The sequence below is a fragment of the Porticoccus sp. GXU_MW_L64 genome, from assembly GCF_052983295.1.
On record NZ_JBRKJK010000001.1, the window covers coordinates 156,864 to 174,346 of the forward strand.

Here is a 17,483-nt window from a genome sequence, read left to right on the forward strand (position 1 = left end):
AAAAGAAAGTAACGCACTTGCGCGGAAGTGCTTGATTTCATTGAGCTCGCGCTGGCTGCGCCAGCGGCGGCACATCCTGTGCCGCATTATTAAACGCAACCTATAAGGTTGCCGGTTTAATAAAGGTCAGCTGCTCAGAATACTGACTCCAGTAGGCTATACAAAAGTCTTCTGTTACAATCCGCCAGCCCATGAGACACAATATACTAACTATAAACAATATTAAAGATCATTTGTTTCCATAATTCAGGAAAAGGTAGGACTTTATGACAGCCACAACTCAAGCTGATCGCTCCGGGAATGCGATCACCAATTACATCCGGGATTTCGCGGTCCTTAAGGACAACAAAGGCTCTTACTGGGCTGTTCAAGCAGTCAATATTTTAGACTGCATTGCCTATTACGCCATGATCACCACGATCACCCTGTTTCTGACTGGCAATGTGGGTTTGGGTGATGACATCAGTGGTTATGTGGTGACAGGCTATGGCATCGCCGTTTCCCTGACTCTGGTTGTAGCTGGCTTTCTGACCGATTCATTTGGCATGCGAAAAGCCACATTCCTTGGCATTGGGCTTCAAACCCTGTGCCGGGTGGGGATTCTTGTGCTTGGCCTTTCGCCAGAGATTCCAGGGCGGGAATGGATGATTGTGGCTTTGATTATTCTCAGCGCCCCCGGTCAGGCAATGATGCAAGCGGTGTTCCAGGCGGGCACCAAGCTATTTAGCAGCAAACGCAGCCAGTCCGCGTCCTATAACGTCTGGTACCTGTTGATGAACCTGGGCTTTGCCATGGGTGGCCTGTCTGTAGACTTGATACGTAAAACCCTTGAACTGGACCTGAGTTACATTTATGGCCTTAATGCAGTTACCGGCATCCTGGCCATTTTTGTGGGCTTCCTCATCGTCAAAAAGTCTGAACAAAGCAGCTCTGAAGACAAGCCCGCATCCGAAGAAAGGAAAACCAGCGGCTGGCAAAACTTTCTCAACCTGTTCAAGCAGCCAGCATTCAAACGCATGCTCGCTCTCATGGGTGTTCTGCTGGGGGTTCGCTCTGTGTTTCTGTACACATTCTTATTGATGCCCCTCTACTGGCAGCGCACCATTGAAGCATCAAGCGGCGAAATGATGGATATGGGTTTTGTACAAAGCATTAACCCGATCATGATTTTTGCCGGTGTGTTTTTGTTTATACCGCTGGCAAACAAGTGGAACATGTACAAAATGCTGCTTGCCGGCACCCTGATCAGTACCGCTGCACTGTGGCTGCTGGTTATGCCCTGGCAGTGGTTTGGCGACAGTGTATCCAGCGGCTATTTGTGGATGACTGTGTGGATGATGATTTTGCTGAGCCTTGGCGAGATCATCTGGAGCCCAAAACTCTACGACTACATCGCCACTGTTGCACCCAAGGGGCAGGAGGGCTCCTACCTTGGCATGGGCATGATCCCCTGGTTCCTGGCCAAAACCATTATTGGCGTATTGGCCGGTCATATGTTGCTACGCTGGGTGCCGGAAGGCATACACACCTCCATTGAAGCTGGCACACTCAGTTTCTGGGACTCTCCAGAAGCCATGTGGCTGGTACTTGCATCTTGGGCCACTCTGAGCGTACTGATCGCCTGGATATTCCGCGGTTGGTTCTCAGCAGGGATCGACACGAAAGACTCACAAAAAGAGCTGGAAGCCGAGTCTGCACCGGCCTGACCGACTGACAATCAATGCTACTGGCAAAAACGGAGCTCCTGTAGCTCCGTTTTTTATCCCTGTTTAACCGACCGGAAAAACCAAACCACTAACAACACAAAGGCCAATAATCCAGCCCACTCAGAACCTGACCAGTCGGCACCAATTCCCTCAGGCTTTTTAGAGGTAATAAACGCCGTGGCTGCAATGCCAACACCCAGCAAGCCAACACCACCCACAAAACCAGAACCTAGCAATATGCCTTTTTCGCGGCTGGCCTCCAATGCCTCATCTTTCTTGTTGCGTTCAAAATAGTGGCGAATCAAACCACCCACCAGAATTGGCGTCATCACGGATACCGGCAGATAAACGCCCACCGCAAATGGCAGTGAGGGAATACGCAACAGCTCGCAAACCACCGCAATTCCAACCCCGGCCAGCACCAGAGTCCAGGGCAGATTTTGATCCAGTACGCCATCAATAACCAACTTCATCAACGTCGCTTGGGGCGCCGGCAGTTCAGAAGAACCGAAACCAAATGTCTCCGCCAGAAGCAATACCGACAGGCAGACAAAGGTCGCGGACGTAAGAACGCCTATAAGCTCCGCCAGCTGTTGATACTTGGGAGTTGCTCCAAGAAGGAAGCCACTTTTCAGGTCCTGGGAGGTATCACCGGCGATAGAAGCGGCGATGGCCACCACACAACCCACGATCAGTGTGGCGGCCTTACCACTGGTATCCGTCCATCCAAAAGCCAGAAAAATAGAGGCCGTACCAAGCAATGCGGCGATGGTCATACCACTGGTGGGATTGGAAGTAACACCCACCATACCAACAATACGCGATGCCACGGTGACGAAGAAAAACGCAAACAGAGATACACAGAGTGCCGCCGCCAGGCGTGCCCCCACATTGCCGATATCGCCAAAAGCATTGGGCACCAATGTCAGCACCAGGACAATAGCCAATACACCAAAACCCACAAGTTTCAGTGGTAAATCTCGCTTGGTACGGGGCTGCTCTACCTCTGTTGTACCACCCTGCCCTTCACTGGCCCGCTGGCGCAGCTCTGCGCCGCCCACCTTGAAGCTCTGGATCATCACCGGGATATTGCGTATTAAAGTGATAATACCTGCAGTCGCCACCGCACCGGCACCGATATAACGCACATAGCGGGTCCAGATTTCTCCAGCGGCCATATCTCTTACCAGTTTTTCCGTTTCCGGGAATACCGGAGCTGATTCGCGCGCCCAAATAAGATCAAGGCCGGGAATAATGACCAGCCAGGACAATAAACCACCGCCCACCATAATCAGTGCAATTCGAAGTCCGAGGATATAACCCACACCAAACAAGGCCGGCGATAAATCCAGTCCCAACTGAGCTTTGTTAATAAATGGAATAGTGGCGCTGATATGACCGGGGATAACCTTTATCCAGGACGTGAGTGTTTTAAACAACATGCCAACGCCAATACCCACAAAAATGCTTTTGGCGCGACCTCCCCCTGCTTCGTTGGCCACCAGCACTTCCGCACAGGCAGTACCCTCCGGATATGGCAATTTACCGTGTTCACGCTCAATGAGAAATTTGCGCAGTGGGATCATAAACAGAATGCCCAGCAAACCACCGCACATGGCGAGGATAGTCATTTGCAGCAACTGTGGTTCCACGCCCCACATAAACAGTGCGGGCAAGGTAAAAATCACCCCGCTGGCTACCGAGCTGGAAGCGGAGCCCGTGGTTTGGGCAATATTGGTTTCCAGAATGGTGCCGGGCTTGCCGTAGCGGGCCAGAATGCGGAATACCGCTACCGACATCACCGCCACGGGGATGGAGGTACTGATGGTCAGTCCCGCTCTGAGCCCTAGATAGGCGTTGGCGGCGCCAAAAATAATCCCAAACAGAATCCCCAGGCCCAGTGACTTAAAGGTAAGCTCGGCAATGGATTCGGAGGCGGGAATATAAGGTGGGTAGCTGTCCCCTTCTGACAACTCAGTGTAGGCTTTAGGGCTCAGGCCATTATCGCTCATCACGGCGTCTCGTTATTATTTTTGAGGATTGATCTGCCAGACTTTAGCACAGGGCAATTGAACCAAAAACGCCACCGGGAGGTGGCGTTCAAGTTTCTGGCTCTTGTCATTCTGAGCATAGCGAAAAATCTCGTACTGTAATCAGGCAAAGAGATCCTTCGCTACGCTCAGGATGACAGGGGTATCAAGTTACATCATCGACTGCTGATAATTCTGCAAGCCAACCCGGTCAATCAACTCCAGTTGGGTTTCCAGCCAATCCAGGTGTTCTTCTTCGCTGTCGAGGATACTGGAAAACAAATCCCGGGATACGTAGTCGGACACCGATTCGCAGTAAGCGATGGCTTCGCGCAGCAAGGGAATGGCGAGTTGTTCGATTTTCATATCCCCCTCAATCATCTCCTTGACGTCTTCGCCGATCATCAACTTGCCCAGGTCCTGAAGGTTGGGCAGCCCCTCAAGAAACAGAATGCGCTCGATCAGTTGATCGGCGTGTTTCATTTCGTCGATGGATTCTTCGTATTCCTTCTCGTTGAGCTTTTCCAGCCCCCAGTTTTTATACATGCGGGCGTGCAGAAAGTACTGATTGATGGCGGTCAACTCGTTGGTCAATGCCTTGTTGAGATAGTCGATGACCTTTGCATCACCTTTCATGAGGTTCTCCTGAGTCTTTAGCTGTTGTTGTATCGGAACTGATATCAGGCTCAATTGGCATTGATTATCAGCCACAAATAAGAAAAAATATCATTAAATATCAATAACTTGCGCAAGAAACTATAGCAGATAATTAATGCGGTGGCAGAAAAAAACCGACATTTTTGCAAATGTCGGATTTTTGAATGGGATTGGTGTGGGCTAACTAAACTGAGGACACTCTACTAAGCTGAGGGCTATTTATTAAGCTGAAGGCTCCCAAATAGCCGGGTCTTCCATGGGGCGGTTGGCGATGGCCTCGCGGATAACGCTGCGGGCGTGTTTGCTGCACTTGCCGCATTGGGTGCCCACACCTAAACGCTGACCCACTTCACGCATGGTGGACGCACCATGATTCACCTCTTGGCGAATCTGGTTGTCGGTAACGGCTCGGCAAATACAAACGTACATGAACGTGGCTCTAATGGGTTCTCTCACTGGATGTCGCGATTGTAAATCCAAATAAGAATTATTGTCAATTGCATTCTCAATATTTCCGGCAGCCTGCATAAACGCGTAAATATTGCGTAAAAGGCATGTAAATTCCCCGTTCTCGACATGAAATCAAATTCTGAAAGGGGTAGATTTAGGCAGCCTAAGCCAAGGTTGACCTTATGATCAGTGACAAAACCTTTATTGCCGCAACCCGTTTCGGATTTGGTGAGCCGCCCTCCTCTTTGCAGGAAATTGGCACTCATTACGGTGACTGGCTCAGCCAACAGCTTCAACCTCATCCGCTCCCCAAAGAGTTGGCAGGCATACCGGATTCTGCCACCCTGCTGATGGAAAACTTCGCCATGCGCAAGCAGCGGCGCATGGATCGCAAAGCCAACAAAGCGGTCAAGCCCTTTGGCAACCTTTTGCGCAAGCACTACATACAGCAGGCCGCAGCCCGCACCCGGCAGGCCATGGTCAGCGAACGTCCGCTGTTCGAACGGCTTGTACAGTTCTGGAGCAATCACTTCGCCATTTCCGTGGACAAACCCCAGGTGTTGAGCATTGCTGGCTGTTATGAAAACGAGGCCATTCGGCCCTACATTCTGGGCTCCTTCAAAAACCTGCTGCTTGCGGTTGTCAGCCACCCGGCCATGCTGGTTTATCTGGACAACTGGACATCCATTGGACCGAACTCTCAAATGGGGCGGCGCCGCAAAAAAGGCCTTAACGAGAACCTGGCCAGAGAAATCCTTGAGCTGCATACCCTGGGCGTTGATGGCGGCTATCAGCAGGCCGATGTCATCGCTCTGGCCAAGGCATTAACAGGCTGGACGGTAGGCGGAGTGCGCCCCCAGGCCGGCGGCAAACCCGGCCAGTTTCATTTTCTCAACAACGCCCACCAACCCGGTGCAGTCACTGTGTTGGGTAAAGCCTATGCCCAGCACCGAGCAAAACAGGGCGTCACCATTCTTGAAGACCTTGCCCGCCATCCTGCCACTGCACAATTTATTGGTGAAAAGCTCTACAGGCACTTTATTTCAGAACAGCCGGACCCGGTAGCGGTGGAAAAGCTCAAGCAGGCGTTCCTTGAAAACGAGGGTGACCTGATGGCGGTTTACCAGGTGCTGCTGAACCTCAAACAGGCCTGGCAACCGATTGCGCACAAATTCAAAACCCCCAACGAACTGGTGATTTCCACCTATCGCAGCCTGCAACTGTCTGCGCCGCAAGATCGTCAGCTGGTAGGGCTTATCGATCAACTGGGGCAACCACTGTTCCGACCCGGCTCCCCCGCCGGATGGCCAGAGCGCAACAGTCATTGGGACGGAGGCAGTCTGTTGATGAAGCGCATCGAATGGATAGATTCGCTGAGCGATCGGGTATCCCGCTCTGTTGATCCCTCAGCACTGGCAGAAGGATTGCTCGGCCCGCAGCTCAGTAAACGCACCCGCAGTGCCGTCAAGCGCGCAGAATCTGCGTCCCAGAGTTTGGCACTGCTGTTACTCAGCCCTGAATTTCAACGCCGCTAGTAGATCTTCAATGTAATTTTGTCGAGTATACTGGCGCAGTGCCCACAGGCCTTTTCAGACACGCTGTGCTTCCTTTAATCAAAGTAAGCATCCTTGTACGCTCGGTGGCCGCTATCCCTGCGGCCAACGGTCTGAAAAGGCCTGTGAACACTGCACCCGGCAAACTTAACCTGTAGCACTACTTGGAGGCTCCATGAATCGCAAAGCGTTGCACCGCCGGGAGGTATTGAGGTTGCTATCAGTGGCTGGCGCCTCACTGCCGTTTATGCCTGCACTGCCAGCCATGGCCACCCCTTCCCAGAGTAAAGACAACCCTGCCAGACTGGTGTGGCTGCAACTGCGTGGCGGCATGGACGGTTTGGGGGCGATACCGCCATATGGCGAAGGGCGACTGAAGCGTTTGCGCCCAACCTTGGCACAGGAAACCACCGGCGAAGACGCGCTGATTCCCCTCGACGGCTTGTTTGGGTTGCATCACAGGCTGCCCACCTTCGCTGACCTGTATCGCGACAAAGAATTGATCATCGCCCCGGCGGTGGGCTCGCCCTACCGTGGTCGCTCTCATTTTGATGGTCAAAAAATCCTGGAAAATGGCACCACTTTGGCCTCCACCCCTGTGGGCTGGCTCAATCGCACTCTCAGCTCCACGGCGGCAAACACTGCACTGGCGGTCAGCCCGGCAGTTCCCCTTGTACTCAGCGGCCCTGCCCGGGTCAACAACTGGAGTCCTTCCCGGCTACCCGGCACCAACGACGACCTGTTAAAACGTCTGGAGTGGCTCTACCGTAACGATACGCAACTCAGCAAGCGTTTACAGGAAGCCACAGAAACAGAAGGAATGGTCGACAGTGAAGCCGCCAATGCCCGCATACGCCGCAACCGCGTACTTCCCAAAGAACTGGTGCGCCAGGCAGCACGTTTTCTGGCGGCTCCGGATGGCCCCAATATCCTGACCCTGGAAGCCGGAGGCTGGGACACCCACTCCGGGCAAGGCGCGGGCAGAGGGCGCCTGGCGAACCAGCTGGCAGCACTGGACAATGCTATTGCCATTCTGCGAGACACGCTGGCTGCACAGTGGAATAACATCGTTGTGGTGATCACCAGTGAATTTGGTCGTACCGTCAAAGAAAACGGCACCAACGGCACCGACCACGGAACCGGGGGAGCTCTGTTTCTTGCCGGCGGTGCTGTGAACGGTGGGCGTATTGTTGGAGACTGGCCAGGGCTTGGCAGCAATGACCTTTATCAAGGCCGCGACCTCTACCCGGCGACCGACACTCGCGCCATTCTCAAAGGCGTTTTACACGACCACCTGGCCGTGGCGGAAGGGAAGCTGCACGATCAGATATTTCCCGACAGCAAAAACATCAAAGCCATGGGTGGTTTGATAAAACCCTCCTGATCTTCAAACCCGGCTATTTTTACTGTCTGTCTGGCAGCGGATATCCGGTGCGGCACTCATGTCTGCCGCTGCCATTTTCGGTGGGTAGCGGCGGTCGGCCAGTTCCGCCACTAACATGCCGCCAACAATCAGCCCAGCTCCCAGCCAACCTGCCGCGCCCAGGCGCTCCCCCAATATCAGAGCAGCAGCAATGTGGGTAAACAGCGGCTCGGTGGCAAATATCAGCCCCACTTTGTAGGGTTCCAGCAAGCGCTGGGATGCGGTTTGCGCCCAAAACGCCAACGCAGTGGCCAATACGCCGGAGGTAATAATGGTGATCCAGACAATGGGATACTGGAAAGCAGCCAGGGTATTTTCCCCAATGGGCTCGCTGACCACTGCGGCGATTGCGCTGTACAGGCTGACCGCCGCCATCTGTATGGTACACAGGGGAATTAATGGCAAATTCGGCGCTACTCGACCGGTCACCACAATATGCAACGCAAAGAAAACCGCGGCAATCAGTACCAGAGTGTCACCACGATTGAATGTCAGGCTGTCGCCAACGGTCAGAAAATAAATACCCACCGTAGTACAGAGCACACCCAGCCAGGCAGCCGCTTTTACTTCTGCCCGATACAACAGCAAGCCAACAATGGGCACCAGGGGCACACACAACCCGGTAATGAAACCGGTGTTGGATACTGTGGTGTGCTGCATGCCCAGGGTTTGGCTGGCAAAACAGGTGAACATGATCAAGCCCAAACCCAACCCGGACAATAACAGCGATTTCGATAAACGAACTCCTTGAGCTTCCGAGTCGAATTTCCACAGCGGCAATAAACAAAGGGCTGCGATGCCAAAACGGAAGGCGTGAAAACTGTGTACCGGCAAATGTTCGATGGTCTGGTCCACCAGTACAAACATCAGACCCCAGATCATGCAGACAAATATCAATAGCCAAACGGCCTTAGCCGGAGATTGAATATTCACACTACCTGCCCCGCCACGTAGCCGGAGGCCCAGGCCCACTGAAAATTAAAACCGCCAAGGTGCCCGGTAACATCCACCACTTCACCGATAAAATAGAGCCCCGTTTGATGCTGGCTTTCCATGGTTTTGGAAGACAGACCATCGGTACTGACACCACCCAGAGTCACCTCTGCGGTGCGATAGCCTTCTGTACCCGCCGGTTTCAGCAGCCAGTTATTGAACTGCGTGCCCAGTTCCTGCAACACCGAGTCGGCTATTTCCGCCAACGGCAACTGCGCCTGCGCCTGCCACCACAAGCGCTCAAGTTGCTGCACCAGTTTGCGCGGCAAACGGTTGGCCAACACAGTGCGCAACAGGGTTTTGGGTTGTGTTTGTTTTTCATCCCGCAGCCATTCACCGGCATCGCAATCCGGCAGCAGGTTGATAACAAGGGCAGTGCCCGGTTGCCAGTAGCTCGATATTTGCAGAATCGCCGGGCCGCTAAGCCCCCGATGGGTAAACAGAATGTTCTCGCGAAAATATTCCCCACTGCAGCTGACAGTGGCATCGACAGACACACCGGACAATGCGCCGCACAACTCCTTCAAACTGTCGGTTACGGTAAAGGGCACCAACCCGGCCTGCAGGGGCAATACCTGATGACCAAACTGGCGGGCAATGTCGTAACCCACACCAGAGCCCCCCAGAGTCGGAATGGATAAACCACCGGAGGCCACAACCACGGAACTGGCAGAAAATACTCCCCGGCTGGTTTGAACCACAAAGCCGTTGTCGTCAGTGCTCACCGCCCGCAGGTCACAATCTGTCAACACCGTCACACCCGCCCGGCCGCACTCATCCAAGAGCAGTTGCACAATTTGTTTTGACGAACCATCACAAAACAACTGACCCAGTGTTTTTTCATGGTGGGCGATATGGTGCTTATTTACCAAATCGATAAAATCCCACTGGGTATAGCGGCTGAGTGCAGATTTGCAAAAATGCGGATTGGCGGACAGGTAATTTTCTGGCTGCACATACAGGTTGGTAAAGTTGCAGCGCCCACCGCCGGACATCAGAATTTTTTTGCCCACTTTGTTGGCGCGCTCCACCACCAGCACCGAACGGCCACGCTGCCCGGCAGTCATCGCACACATCAACCCGGCGGCGCCGGCGCCAATAATTACGACATCATATTTATTCAAATCAAATGGCCTGCATGGTTTCCGTAGGGTGTCCACTACTTAATGGCGGATTACGCTGCGCTAGGGGGTGTTAACAATTAATGAGCCGCTACTGCTGGAGTTCATTTTTTGCTCCAGCAAGGCAGAGGGAGTGCCGTGTAGTCACTCTACATAAGCGACCGATAACGCAGCTGGGGCGACTTTCGTTTAAAAGTAAGTGAGCCCAGCCCTTCGGGTTGTCCCTGAAAAGGCGTCATCCTGCGTTATTCGTCGCTACTCCCCACTATAGAGAGGGGAGCGACCAAACCGCACTCCTCATGCCTTGACTGACGCCTTTTCAGGGACAACAGTAGTGACTCATTAATTGTTAACACCCCCTAATCCGCCCTACGTATACTGCACCAAAGGAGCATTACAAAACCGACACAGGTATCGCGCGCCTTTATGAGCAATCCGGTTATGTCGAACCATGGACAGCTGATGCTCCCGGCACTGACAGCGATAGCTCACAGTGTTAACCCTGCGACCTGGAATGCCCGCCATATCAAAATCGCAGGTTCGGGCGCCGTCGGCGCCAAACAAATCCATCAGGTTCTTCCATTCGATACCGTGGGGCTGCACCCTGCCAAACAGTTGCTCTGCCACATAGTGTGCCACTTCATGGGGAATGGTGGTGGTGAAGTTGTCGTGCCAATATTTGGCAAACAGCCAGGGGTTATAACGAATCACCCGATCTACATGTTTGCCACGGCCCACCATGCGGTACATTCCCGCCGTCTTTCCTTTTAAGTCGAACAACACGGGGATTTCCTCAATCCGGCATGTCAATTCGGTATTGGCGAGCTGGATGTAGCGTCGGGTTTCGGTGATAACCTGGCGCTGTCGTGTGGCATTGATTGGAGAAACAGGTAGAGAGAGGTCACCCATCAAGGTATCCGTTATTAGTCTGTCATTCTGAGGGTAGCGATATTAGTGTCCGGCGAACTCTAAACACTGCGCTTCGCTCACAATGACATTTTTCAAGTCCTTTACCAACTGATGACGCAGTAAAAAATTACCACATCAGGTCATCGGGAATTTCAAACTGGGCGTAGTATTCATCGTCGGAGTCCGACTCTGGCTGCGATTCTTTGGGGTTGTTCAGCAGCGCCACCACAGCGGCATCCCGCTGGGCAATTTTTTCCGCTACCGGTGCAGCCACCAGTTCAAACTGTTCACCCAGCATGACCACCGCAAGAATGCCCCGCTCCAGTTGTTTTTGCTGGCGGGCATCCACGTAGAGTTTTTTGATTTTGTCTTCGTGGGTAAAACTGTAACCAATATCGCCGTTTTTGGGCTGGCGATTACTTTCAATCAGCTGTTTGATTTGCGCGGCTATGGCTTTTTGTTCCGCTTCGGCCAAACGTTGACGGTTCAGCTCGCGATCTTTTTCGGCTTTTTCTTGCTGTGCCTGCTGCGCTGCCAATTTGGTTTCGTCAACCAACTGCACGCCGCTTTTGTGCTGCTGCTTGGTTTGTTTCTTTTTCTGGCGTTGCACCTGTTTGGCTTTTTTATTGTCTACCAAACCGGCTTTCAGTAGCTGATCCTGAAGTGAATTTGCCACGGTTGTTCCTGTTATAAAATTATGGCACTTGTAAAAATAGTGATATTTTCGTGAGAGCAAGGCGGCGACGCACGGAGACCCGCAGTGTATAAAACATACATGAGGAGTCGAGTACGGCGCCAACGCCGCTATCGCGGAAATAGTGCATTTTTAGAAGTGCCATCAGTGAGTATCGGTATCGACGCCCGCCCCCATAGCCTGTTGAGTGCGCGGAGAGCTAAACGGCGCCGGGCAGCTATTATCCACCAATTCCTGAGTGATTGCCCCCCGATGTTCGCGCTCCATTCGATTAACCTGCCACAGCACAATGGCAAATGCCACCGAACCCCATATCAGGCCGCCGGCCATTTCGCCGGCAATAACCCCCACCGCACCAAACCACTGGGAACCCAGATACACCAAAGGCACGGTACCCAGTAGTGCGCGGGCAAAATTAAAGGCACTCGCCTGGGCAGCGCGATGCAGATTATTGGACGCGGCGTTGGCAATAAACAACACCCCGTTAAAGGCAAACCCGATCACCAGCCAGGTGTTGTAAAAATGAATCAGGTAAGCTGCATCACCCTGGGCGCCAAACATGGCCACAATGGTGTCGCTGAGTAAAAACAGCGCCAGCCACACCAGCAGGATATAACCCACATTCACCGCCATGGCATTTAACAGTGTGCGTCGCACCCGTTGGTAATTGGCGGCACCGGCATTCTGGCCAATAATGGGGCCGACAGCCCCGGAAAGCGCAAACACCAGTGCAAAAGCCACCGGAGTGATGCGCCCCAGAATGGCGGCACCGGCCACGGCGCTGTCGCCGAAACTGGCCATGGTTTTAAGCACATAGCTGCTGCCAATGGGGGTGGCCAGGTTGGTCAGCATGGCGGGGCCGGCGATGGGCATAATTATGCCTAAATCACCTTTCATGGCACTCCAGCTGGGTTGGCAATCCAACTGATGTTTGCGGGTAACCGCCCAGTAGCCAATCACCACCAATGCCACCCGGGAAATCACCGAAGCCACGGCAGCCCCTTCTATTTCCATACCCAGCGCAAAAATAAAAATGGGGTCCAGCACTGCGTTGACGACAGCCGCCCCCATGGTGGTATACATGGACCGGCGCGCATCCCCTACTGCCCGCAGTGCCGCGGCAAAACACATTCCGCAGGCCAGTATGGGCGTGCTCGGCAGCAGGATATTGCTGTAGTCCATGGCCAATTGCAGGGTCAGACCGCTGGCACCCAGAAATACCAGCAATTCCTCCAACCAATACCAGGCTGGCAAAGTAACCAGGCTGGCCAACAGAAAGCTGAACAGCAAAACGCTGGAGCAGTAGCGATTGGCCAGACTGCGGTCGTGATTGCCCTCGGCACGGGACACCAAGGCACCCATGGCGATCTGCAGGCCTATACCCACCGAGGTGAGAAAAAACAGCACCGTACCCGAAAAGCCAATGGCCGCCGCCAGTTCTTCCTGCCCCAGCAGGCTGAGGAAGTACATATCCACCAGGTCCACCAGGAACAAAGTCAGCAGGCCAACGGTACTGGCTCCGGTCATTACCAGAATGTGCCGGAGAGTAGAGCCTTGGGTGAATACAGCGGTTTTGGACATGGCGACATGGGTGTTGCGAAAGCGCAACAGCATACTCCAGTTTATTGGGTAACAGAGTGGGTTAACTAAACTTTACAGCTGTGTTTGTTTGCCTGTGGTGGCGGCCAGAGATTGATGGTGCTTTCCCAGACACGCCGTCAATACATCCATGTAGGCTCGGATGCGACATCCTTGTCGCATACGGTCTGGAAAAGCACCATCAACCCCTGACCTTCATATCAACCATTTATTAAACCGGCAATCTTATAGAGTGCCTTTCAGGGGTGTGCCGTCGCTGGCGCAGCCAGCCGGGTTAATAACTTCGTTGTGTTTTCTGAGAAGTACCACCTCACTTGAAACACCATAAGGGGTAGCGGTTTCCAGACCGTTGGCCGCAGGGATGCGGCCAAAGAGCATACATGGATGTACTCGCTGCGGGTCTGGAAACCGCTACCCCTTATGGTGTGGCTGCCAGAGCAATGACCACCTTTTATGATTGAGAGCTTTGTGCTTGAGCGACAAATTTCGCCCGCCGCCTGGTGGATTACGCCGCTCTGCGGCTAATCCACCCTACAACCACCTGTTCAGGCGTTCATGCAAGAATTACCCATTACCCAATTTCGGTGGGGGTATACAGGCAGATATGAAGATCGATAGCCGGTGATGCTTTTCCAGACCGTATGCGACAAGGATGTCGCATCCGAGCTTACATGGACGTATCTACAGCGTGTCTGGAAAAGCATCACCGGCTATCGATCGCCACCCAAACAGCTAATACAACACATTCAACATCACCATCAGCACCACCAAAAACAGTACCGTCATAATGCCGCCGGCGCGTACAAAGTCAGCCACTTTGTAGCCACCCGGCCCCATAATCAAAGCATTCACCTGGTGAGTGGGTATCAGAAAGGAATTGGAGGTTGCCAGGGCAACGGTCAGTGCAAACACTGCGGGGTTGGCTCCGGCAGTCAGGGCAATATTGATGGCCAGGGGCACCAACAATACCGTGGCCCCCACGTTGGACATTACCAGGGTAAACAGAGTGGCCAAAATAGCGATGGTCAGCTGTAACACCCAGGGAGAGGTTTCGCCGATAAACCCCAGTAACTCGTCGGCAATCCAGGCGGCGGTGCCGGTGGTTTCCACCGCTGCGCCCAAAGGTATCAGGCTGGCCAGCAAAAACACCGTTTTCCAGCTAACCGACTGATAGGCCTCCTCCGCGCTGAGTACACCACTGAGAATCATGCCCAAGGCCCCCACCAGCAATGCTACCGACAGCCGCAAATCCGTAAACAGCACCAGTGACAGAGCAATGGCCAGGAATATCAGTGCGTGTGTGGCTTTATCGCTGCGCACATCCTCACGGGGATAGTAACTGGTGACCACCATATGATTTTTATCGACATCTATACGCTGCAGGCTTTGCCAGTCGGTATACACCACCAGAGTGTCGCCGGGCTCGAAGGGATTATTGCGTACATCCTGACCCTCGCGCAGAGTGCCGTCACTGCGCACAATGGCCAATGTGGATACCCCGTGTTCGCTGCGCATGCCCAAGTCTCGGGCGGACTGGCCAACCATGGGTGACGTAGGCGGCACAACCACTTCTGCCAGACCTGCCTGGCCGGGGGACAGGGCCTCTGCAAAAGACATCAGGCGGGGCCGCATTACCAGGTTCATTTCCTGGGCAAAATTGAACAAGGCTTTGGCATCGCCAATCCAGGCCACCACGTCACCTTCTTCAATTTTCATATCCAGCAACAGGCCACCCTGCCCCATTCTCAGGCGCTTGCCAGAGGTCACCGCAATGGTTCTGACACTGTAGCGGGTTTCAAAGTCGTCCAGAGTCTGCCCGATCAACGGGCTACCGGGGGGAACGCGCATTTCCCGGATGCTGTAATCCAGATCGTAGGTTTCCCGGAAATAACTGGCAGAGCGAGTGGCTTTGCGGCTCGACTCCTTGCCAGCGGGCAGCACATAACGGCCAAAAAACACAAAATAGGCAATGCCCACGGCGATCATGGCGAGACCAATGGGCATAACGGAAAACAGCTCGAAGTTTTCCATTTGCTGCTCGGCTGCCAGCTGCCGGTTTGAATTATCAATCAGGTCATTGAGCAGAATCAGCGGACTGGAACCCACCAGGGTCAGGGTGCCACCGAGAATGGCGCAAAAGCCCATGGGCATCAGCAAACGTGAAATGGGTATGGAGGAGCGGGAGGAAATACGCCCCACCGCCGGCAGAAACAACGCCGCTGCCCCCACGTTTTGCATAAACCCGGAAATCACCCCAACGGCACCGGAGATCATCGGAATAATGCGTTTTTCAGTGCTGCCGCCAAGTTTGAGCATGTGCTTGGCAACACTGTTCATCACACCGGTTTTATCCAGGCCGGCGCCAATAATCATCACCGCAATAATGGACATCACGGCGTTACTGGAAAACCCGACAAACAAATTGTTGATATCGGTAAGCCCGGCAGACAACCCCATCACCGGTGCGATCAACGTAGTAAGCCCCAAAAACACCATCACCGTAATGGCGGCAATATCTATGGGAATTACTTCAAAGGTAAACAGGTAAACGGTGAGCAGTAAAATGCCCAGCACCCAGGCGATCTGAATGGTGGGGGCAACGCGGGCGAGATATAACCCCAGCAATAGAAACAGCAGAGCGGCAACGCTGAGGGTGATTGCGCGTTTATTCTTTTCCACACTGTCTCCCGATTATTTTTCGTGCCCCCTGTAACCCCACATAATTACAGGGTAAAGCGCAATTGTCGACAGCGCCTTCGGGGTAGTTAAAGACCAATGTGTAACAACACTTGGCGATTGCCCCCCTGGTGACGATGCTCCCACAAAAAGATGCCCTGCCAGGTGCCCAGCGCCAATTGCCCATCGATAACGGGTATCGACAGACTGGTGGCCGTTAATGCAGCCTTGATATGAGCGGGCATATCGTCAGGGCCTTCTGCCCTGTGCGTATAAAGTGGATCGTTCTCCGGCACCAGGCGGTTGAGCCAGTTTTCCAAATCCACTCTGGCGGATGAATCGTAATTTTCCTGGATCAACAAACTCGCAGAAGTGTGCTGGATATACAGGGTACAAAGCCCCTCTGCACAGCCGGCGCAAGCGACTGCATGCTGTATTTCAGAAGTTATATCGTGCAGCCCCTGGCCGGATGCCGCCACTGAAACAGACTCAATCACCTTGCCCCCTCATCTTTCCTGAAACTGTACCGTATAATGCCGCACCCCAACCAAAGTGGACAAGACCTTGGACAAACTGGACACCAGCCAATACCAGCAGCAACTGGATGAGAAAATTGCCAAGCTGAAACAGGACTTCGCCAGTTTAACGCTGCCGGATGTGGCGGTATACCCGTCAGAACCCAGCCATTTTCGCATGCGCGCAGAGTTTCGTATCTGGCACGAAGGCGAGCAATCGTTTTACGCCATGCACAAACCCGGTGGCAGCCGCCCTGTTCCCATCAGCGGTTTTCCCATCGGCTCAGAAAAAATCAACCAACTGATGCCCAAGGTCCTGGATGGCATTCACGGCAATGAACTGTTGCGCCGCAAACTGTACGTGGTGGAATTTTTAACCACTACAACAGGGGATGCTCTGGTAACGCTGATTTACCACAAACCATTAAGTGAAGATTGGCAAACCCAGGCCCGGGCTCTCAGTGAGCAGTTGGGCGCGCCGGTTATTGGCCGCAGCAAAAAGCAGAAAGTAGTGCTGGAACGGGACTACGTGATTGAAGAACTGAACGTGTTCGGCAGCACATACAAATACAAACAGGTGGAAACCGGTTTTACCCAACCCAATGCCGGAATCAATGAAAAAATGCTGGCCTGGGCACTAGAAAGCACCAAAAGCCATCAATCTGCAAGTAATGGCGGCGACCTTCTTGAGCTGTACTGTGGCAATGGCAACTTCACCATTCCCCTGGCGCAGAATTTTGATCGGGTTCTGGCCACAGAAATTTCAAAAGTTTCGGTAAATTCATCCCACTGGAGCATGGAACAAAATGGCATTGGCAATATCGATATTGTGCGCATGTCCAGCGAGGATTTTACCGATGCCCTCAACAAAGTGCGGCCCTTCCGCCGCCTTAAAGACATCGACCTGGACAGTTATAATTTTTCCACGGTGCTTGTAGACCCACCACGGGCCGGGCTGGATGATGGCACTTTGAATCTGGTCAAACGCTTTGAGCAGATTCTGTATATTTCCTGCAACCCGGAAACCCTGAAAAGCAACCTGGAAACGTTGAGCGAAACCCACCGCATTGAAAAATTCGCCGCTTTCGATCAATTTCCTTACACCCACCATCTGGAGTGCGGCGCTCTGCTCATCAAAAATTAACGGAGGTATCGGT

14 protein-coding genes are annotated in these 17,483 nt (G+C 53.3%); 4 read left to right on the forward strand and 10 right to left on the reverse strand.

The annotated features are described in order from the left end of the window. Positions 1–266 precede the first annotated feature (266 nt). On the forward strand, positions 267–1,706 hold the full coding sequence (locus ACVBEJ_RS00805) for an MFS transporter (protein ID WP_447127686.1): 1,440 nt from the start codon (positions 267–269) through the stop codon (positions 1,704–1,706). 53 nt (positions 1,707–1,759) lie between these two features. Here ACVBEJ_RS00805 and ACVBEJ_RS00810 read toward each other — a convergent pair whose 3' ends face one another. The 3 genes from ACVBEJ_RS00810 to ACVBEJ_RS00820 all read right to left on the reverse strand — a co-directional run bounded on the left by ACVBEJ_RS00810 (position 1,760) and on the right by ACVBEJ_RS00820 (position 4,822). Then, positions 1,760–3,718 carry an OPT family oligopeptide transporter gene (locus ACVBEJ_RS00810; protein ID WP_447127895.1) on the reverse strand — a complete coding sequence of 653 codons (1,959 nt, stop codon included), beginning with the start codon at positions 3,716–3,718 and terminating at the stop codon, positions 1,760–1,762. Between the two features lie 189 nt (positions 3,719–3,907). Beyond that, positions 3,908–4,372, reverse strand: coding sequence for a bacterioferritin (bfr, locus tag ACVBEJ_RS00815; protein WP_447127687.1), 465 nt, complete (start codon positions 4,370–4,372; stop codon positions 3,908–3,910). 243 nt (positions 4,373–4,615) lie between these two features. After that, positions 4,616–4,822 carry a bacterioferritin-associated ferredoxin gene (locus ACVBEJ_RS00820; RefSeq protein WP_447127688.1) on the reverse strand — a complete coding sequence of 69 codons (207 nt, stop codon included), beginning with the start codon at positions 4,820–4,822 and terminating at the stop codon, positions 4,616–4,618. A 203-nt stretch (positions 4,823–5,025) separates the two neighbouring features. On the opposite strand from ACVBEJ_RS00820, the gene ACVBEJ_RS00825 reads away from it, so the two are divergent. Both ACVBEJ_RS00825 and ACVBEJ_RS00830 read left to right on the forward strand, forming a co-directional pair. Beyond that, positions 5,026–6,378: a DUF1800 domain-containing protein gene (locus ACVBEJ_RS00825; RefSeq protein WP_447127689.1), complete on the forward strand. Its 1,353-nt coding sequence runs from the start codon at positions 5,026–5,028 to the stop codon at positions 6,376–6,378. A 193-nt stretch (positions 6,379–6,571) separates the two neighbouring features. After that, positions 6,572–7,780 (forward strand): DUF1501 domain-containing protein, encoded by a 1,209-nt coding sequence (locus ACVBEJ_RS00830; RefSeq protein WP_447127690.1) that lies wholly within the window; start codon positions 6,572–6,574, stop codon positions 7,778–7,780. A 3-nt stretch (positions 7,781–7,783) separates the two neighbouring features. Here the strand turns inward: ACVBEJ_RS00830 and ACVBEJ_RS00835 are convergent, their stop codons facing one another. The 7 genes from ACVBEJ_RS00835 to ACVBEJ_RS00865 all read right to left on the reverse strand — a co-directional run bounded on the left by ACVBEJ_RS00835 (position 7,784) and on the right by ACVBEJ_RS00865 (position 16,308). Continuing rightward, positions 7,784–8,752, reverse strand: a complete 969-nt coding sequence (locus ACVBEJ_RS00835; protein WP_447127691.1) for a DMT family transporter — start codon at positions 8,750–8,752, stop codon at positions 7,784–7,786. Beyond that, a complete protein-coding gene (locus ACVBEJ_RS00840; protein WP_447127692.1) occupies positions 8,749–9,936 on the reverse strand; it encodes an NAD(P)/FAD-dependent oxidoreductase in 1,188 nt (395 codons plus the stop codon). The genes ACVBEJ_RS00835 and ACVBEJ_RS00840 overlap by 4 nt, the downstream gene beginning before the upstream one ends. A gap of 366 nt (positions 9,937–10,302) precedes the next feature. Next, complete coding sequence (locus ACVBEJ_RS00845) at positions 10,303–10,842, reverse strand: SprT family zinc-dependent metalloprotease (RefSeq protein ID WP_447127693.1); 540 nt, start codon at positions 10,840–10,842, stop codon at positions 10,303–10,305. A 127-nt stretch (positions 10,843–10,969) separates the two neighbouring features. Next, positions 10,970–11,518: a DUF2058 domain-containing protein gene (locus tag ACVBEJ_RS00850; RefSeq protein WP_447127694.1), complete on the reverse strand. Its 549-nt coding sequence runs from the start codon at positions 11,516–11,518 to the stop codon at positions 10,970–10,972. Positions 11,519–11,680: 162 nt separating this feature from the next. Continuing rightward, the gene (locus tag ACVBEJ_RS00855) at positions 11,681–13,144 is read right to left on the reverse strand and encodes an MATE family efflux transporter (RefSeq protein WP_447127695.1); all 1,464 of its coding nucleotides are present in this window, start codon (positions 13,142–13,144) and stop codon (positions 11,681–11,683) included. A 723-nt stretch (positions 13,145–13,867) separates the two neighbouring features. Then, a complete protein-coding gene (locus ACVBEJ_RS00860; protein WP_447127696.1) occupies positions 13,868–15,814 on the reverse strand; it encodes an SLC13 family permease in 1,947 nt (648 codons plus the stop codon). Between the two features lie 86 nt (positions 15,815–15,900). Then, positions 15,901–16,308 (reverse strand): secondary thiamine-phosphate synthase enzyme YjbQ, encoded by a 408-nt coding sequence (locus tag ACVBEJ_RS00865; RefSeq protein WP_447127697.1) that lies wholly within the window; start codon positions 16,306–16,308, stop codon positions 15,901–15,903. 67 nt (positions 16,309–16,375) lie between these two features. Between ACVBEJ_RS00865 and trmA the strand changes: the two genes are divergently transcribed. Further along, entirely contained in the window at positions 16,376–17,470 is a 1,095-nt protein-coding gene (gene trmA, locus ACVBEJ_RS00870; protein WP_447127698.1) for a tRNA (uridine(54)-C5)-methyltransferase TrmA, read from the forward strand. Positions 17,471–17,483: the final 13 nt, after the last annotated feature.

Coding starts and splice junctions, on each gene's coding strand:
- ACVBEJ_RS00825 (WP_447127689.1), top strand. CDS start 5,026: ATGATCAGTGACAAAACCTTTATTGCCGCAACCCGTTTCGGATTTGGT.
- ACVBEJ_RS00810 (WP_447127895.1), bottom strand. CDS start 3,718: ATGAGCGATAATGGCCTGAGCCCTAAAGCCTACACTGAGTTGTCAGAA.
- ACVBEJ_RS00805 (WP_447127686.1), top strand. CDS start 267: ATGACAGCCACAACTCAAGCTGATCGCTCCGGGAATGCGATCACCAAT.
- ACVBEJ_RS00845 (WP_447127693.1), bottom strand. CDS start 10,842: ATGGGTGACCTCTCTCTACCTGTTTCTCCAATCAATGCCACACGACAG.
- ACVBEJ_RS00820 (WP_447127688.1), bottom strand. CDS start 4,822: ATGTACGTTTGTATTTGCCGAGCCGTTACCGACAACCAGATTCGCCAA.
- bfr (WP_447127687.1), bottom strand. CDS start 4,372: ATGAAAGGTGATGCAAAGGTCATCGACTATCTCAACAAGGCATTGACC.
- ACVBEJ_RS00830 (WP_447127690.1), top strand. CDS start 6,572: ATGAATCGCAAAGCGTTGCACCGCCGGGAGGTATTGAGGTTGCTATCA.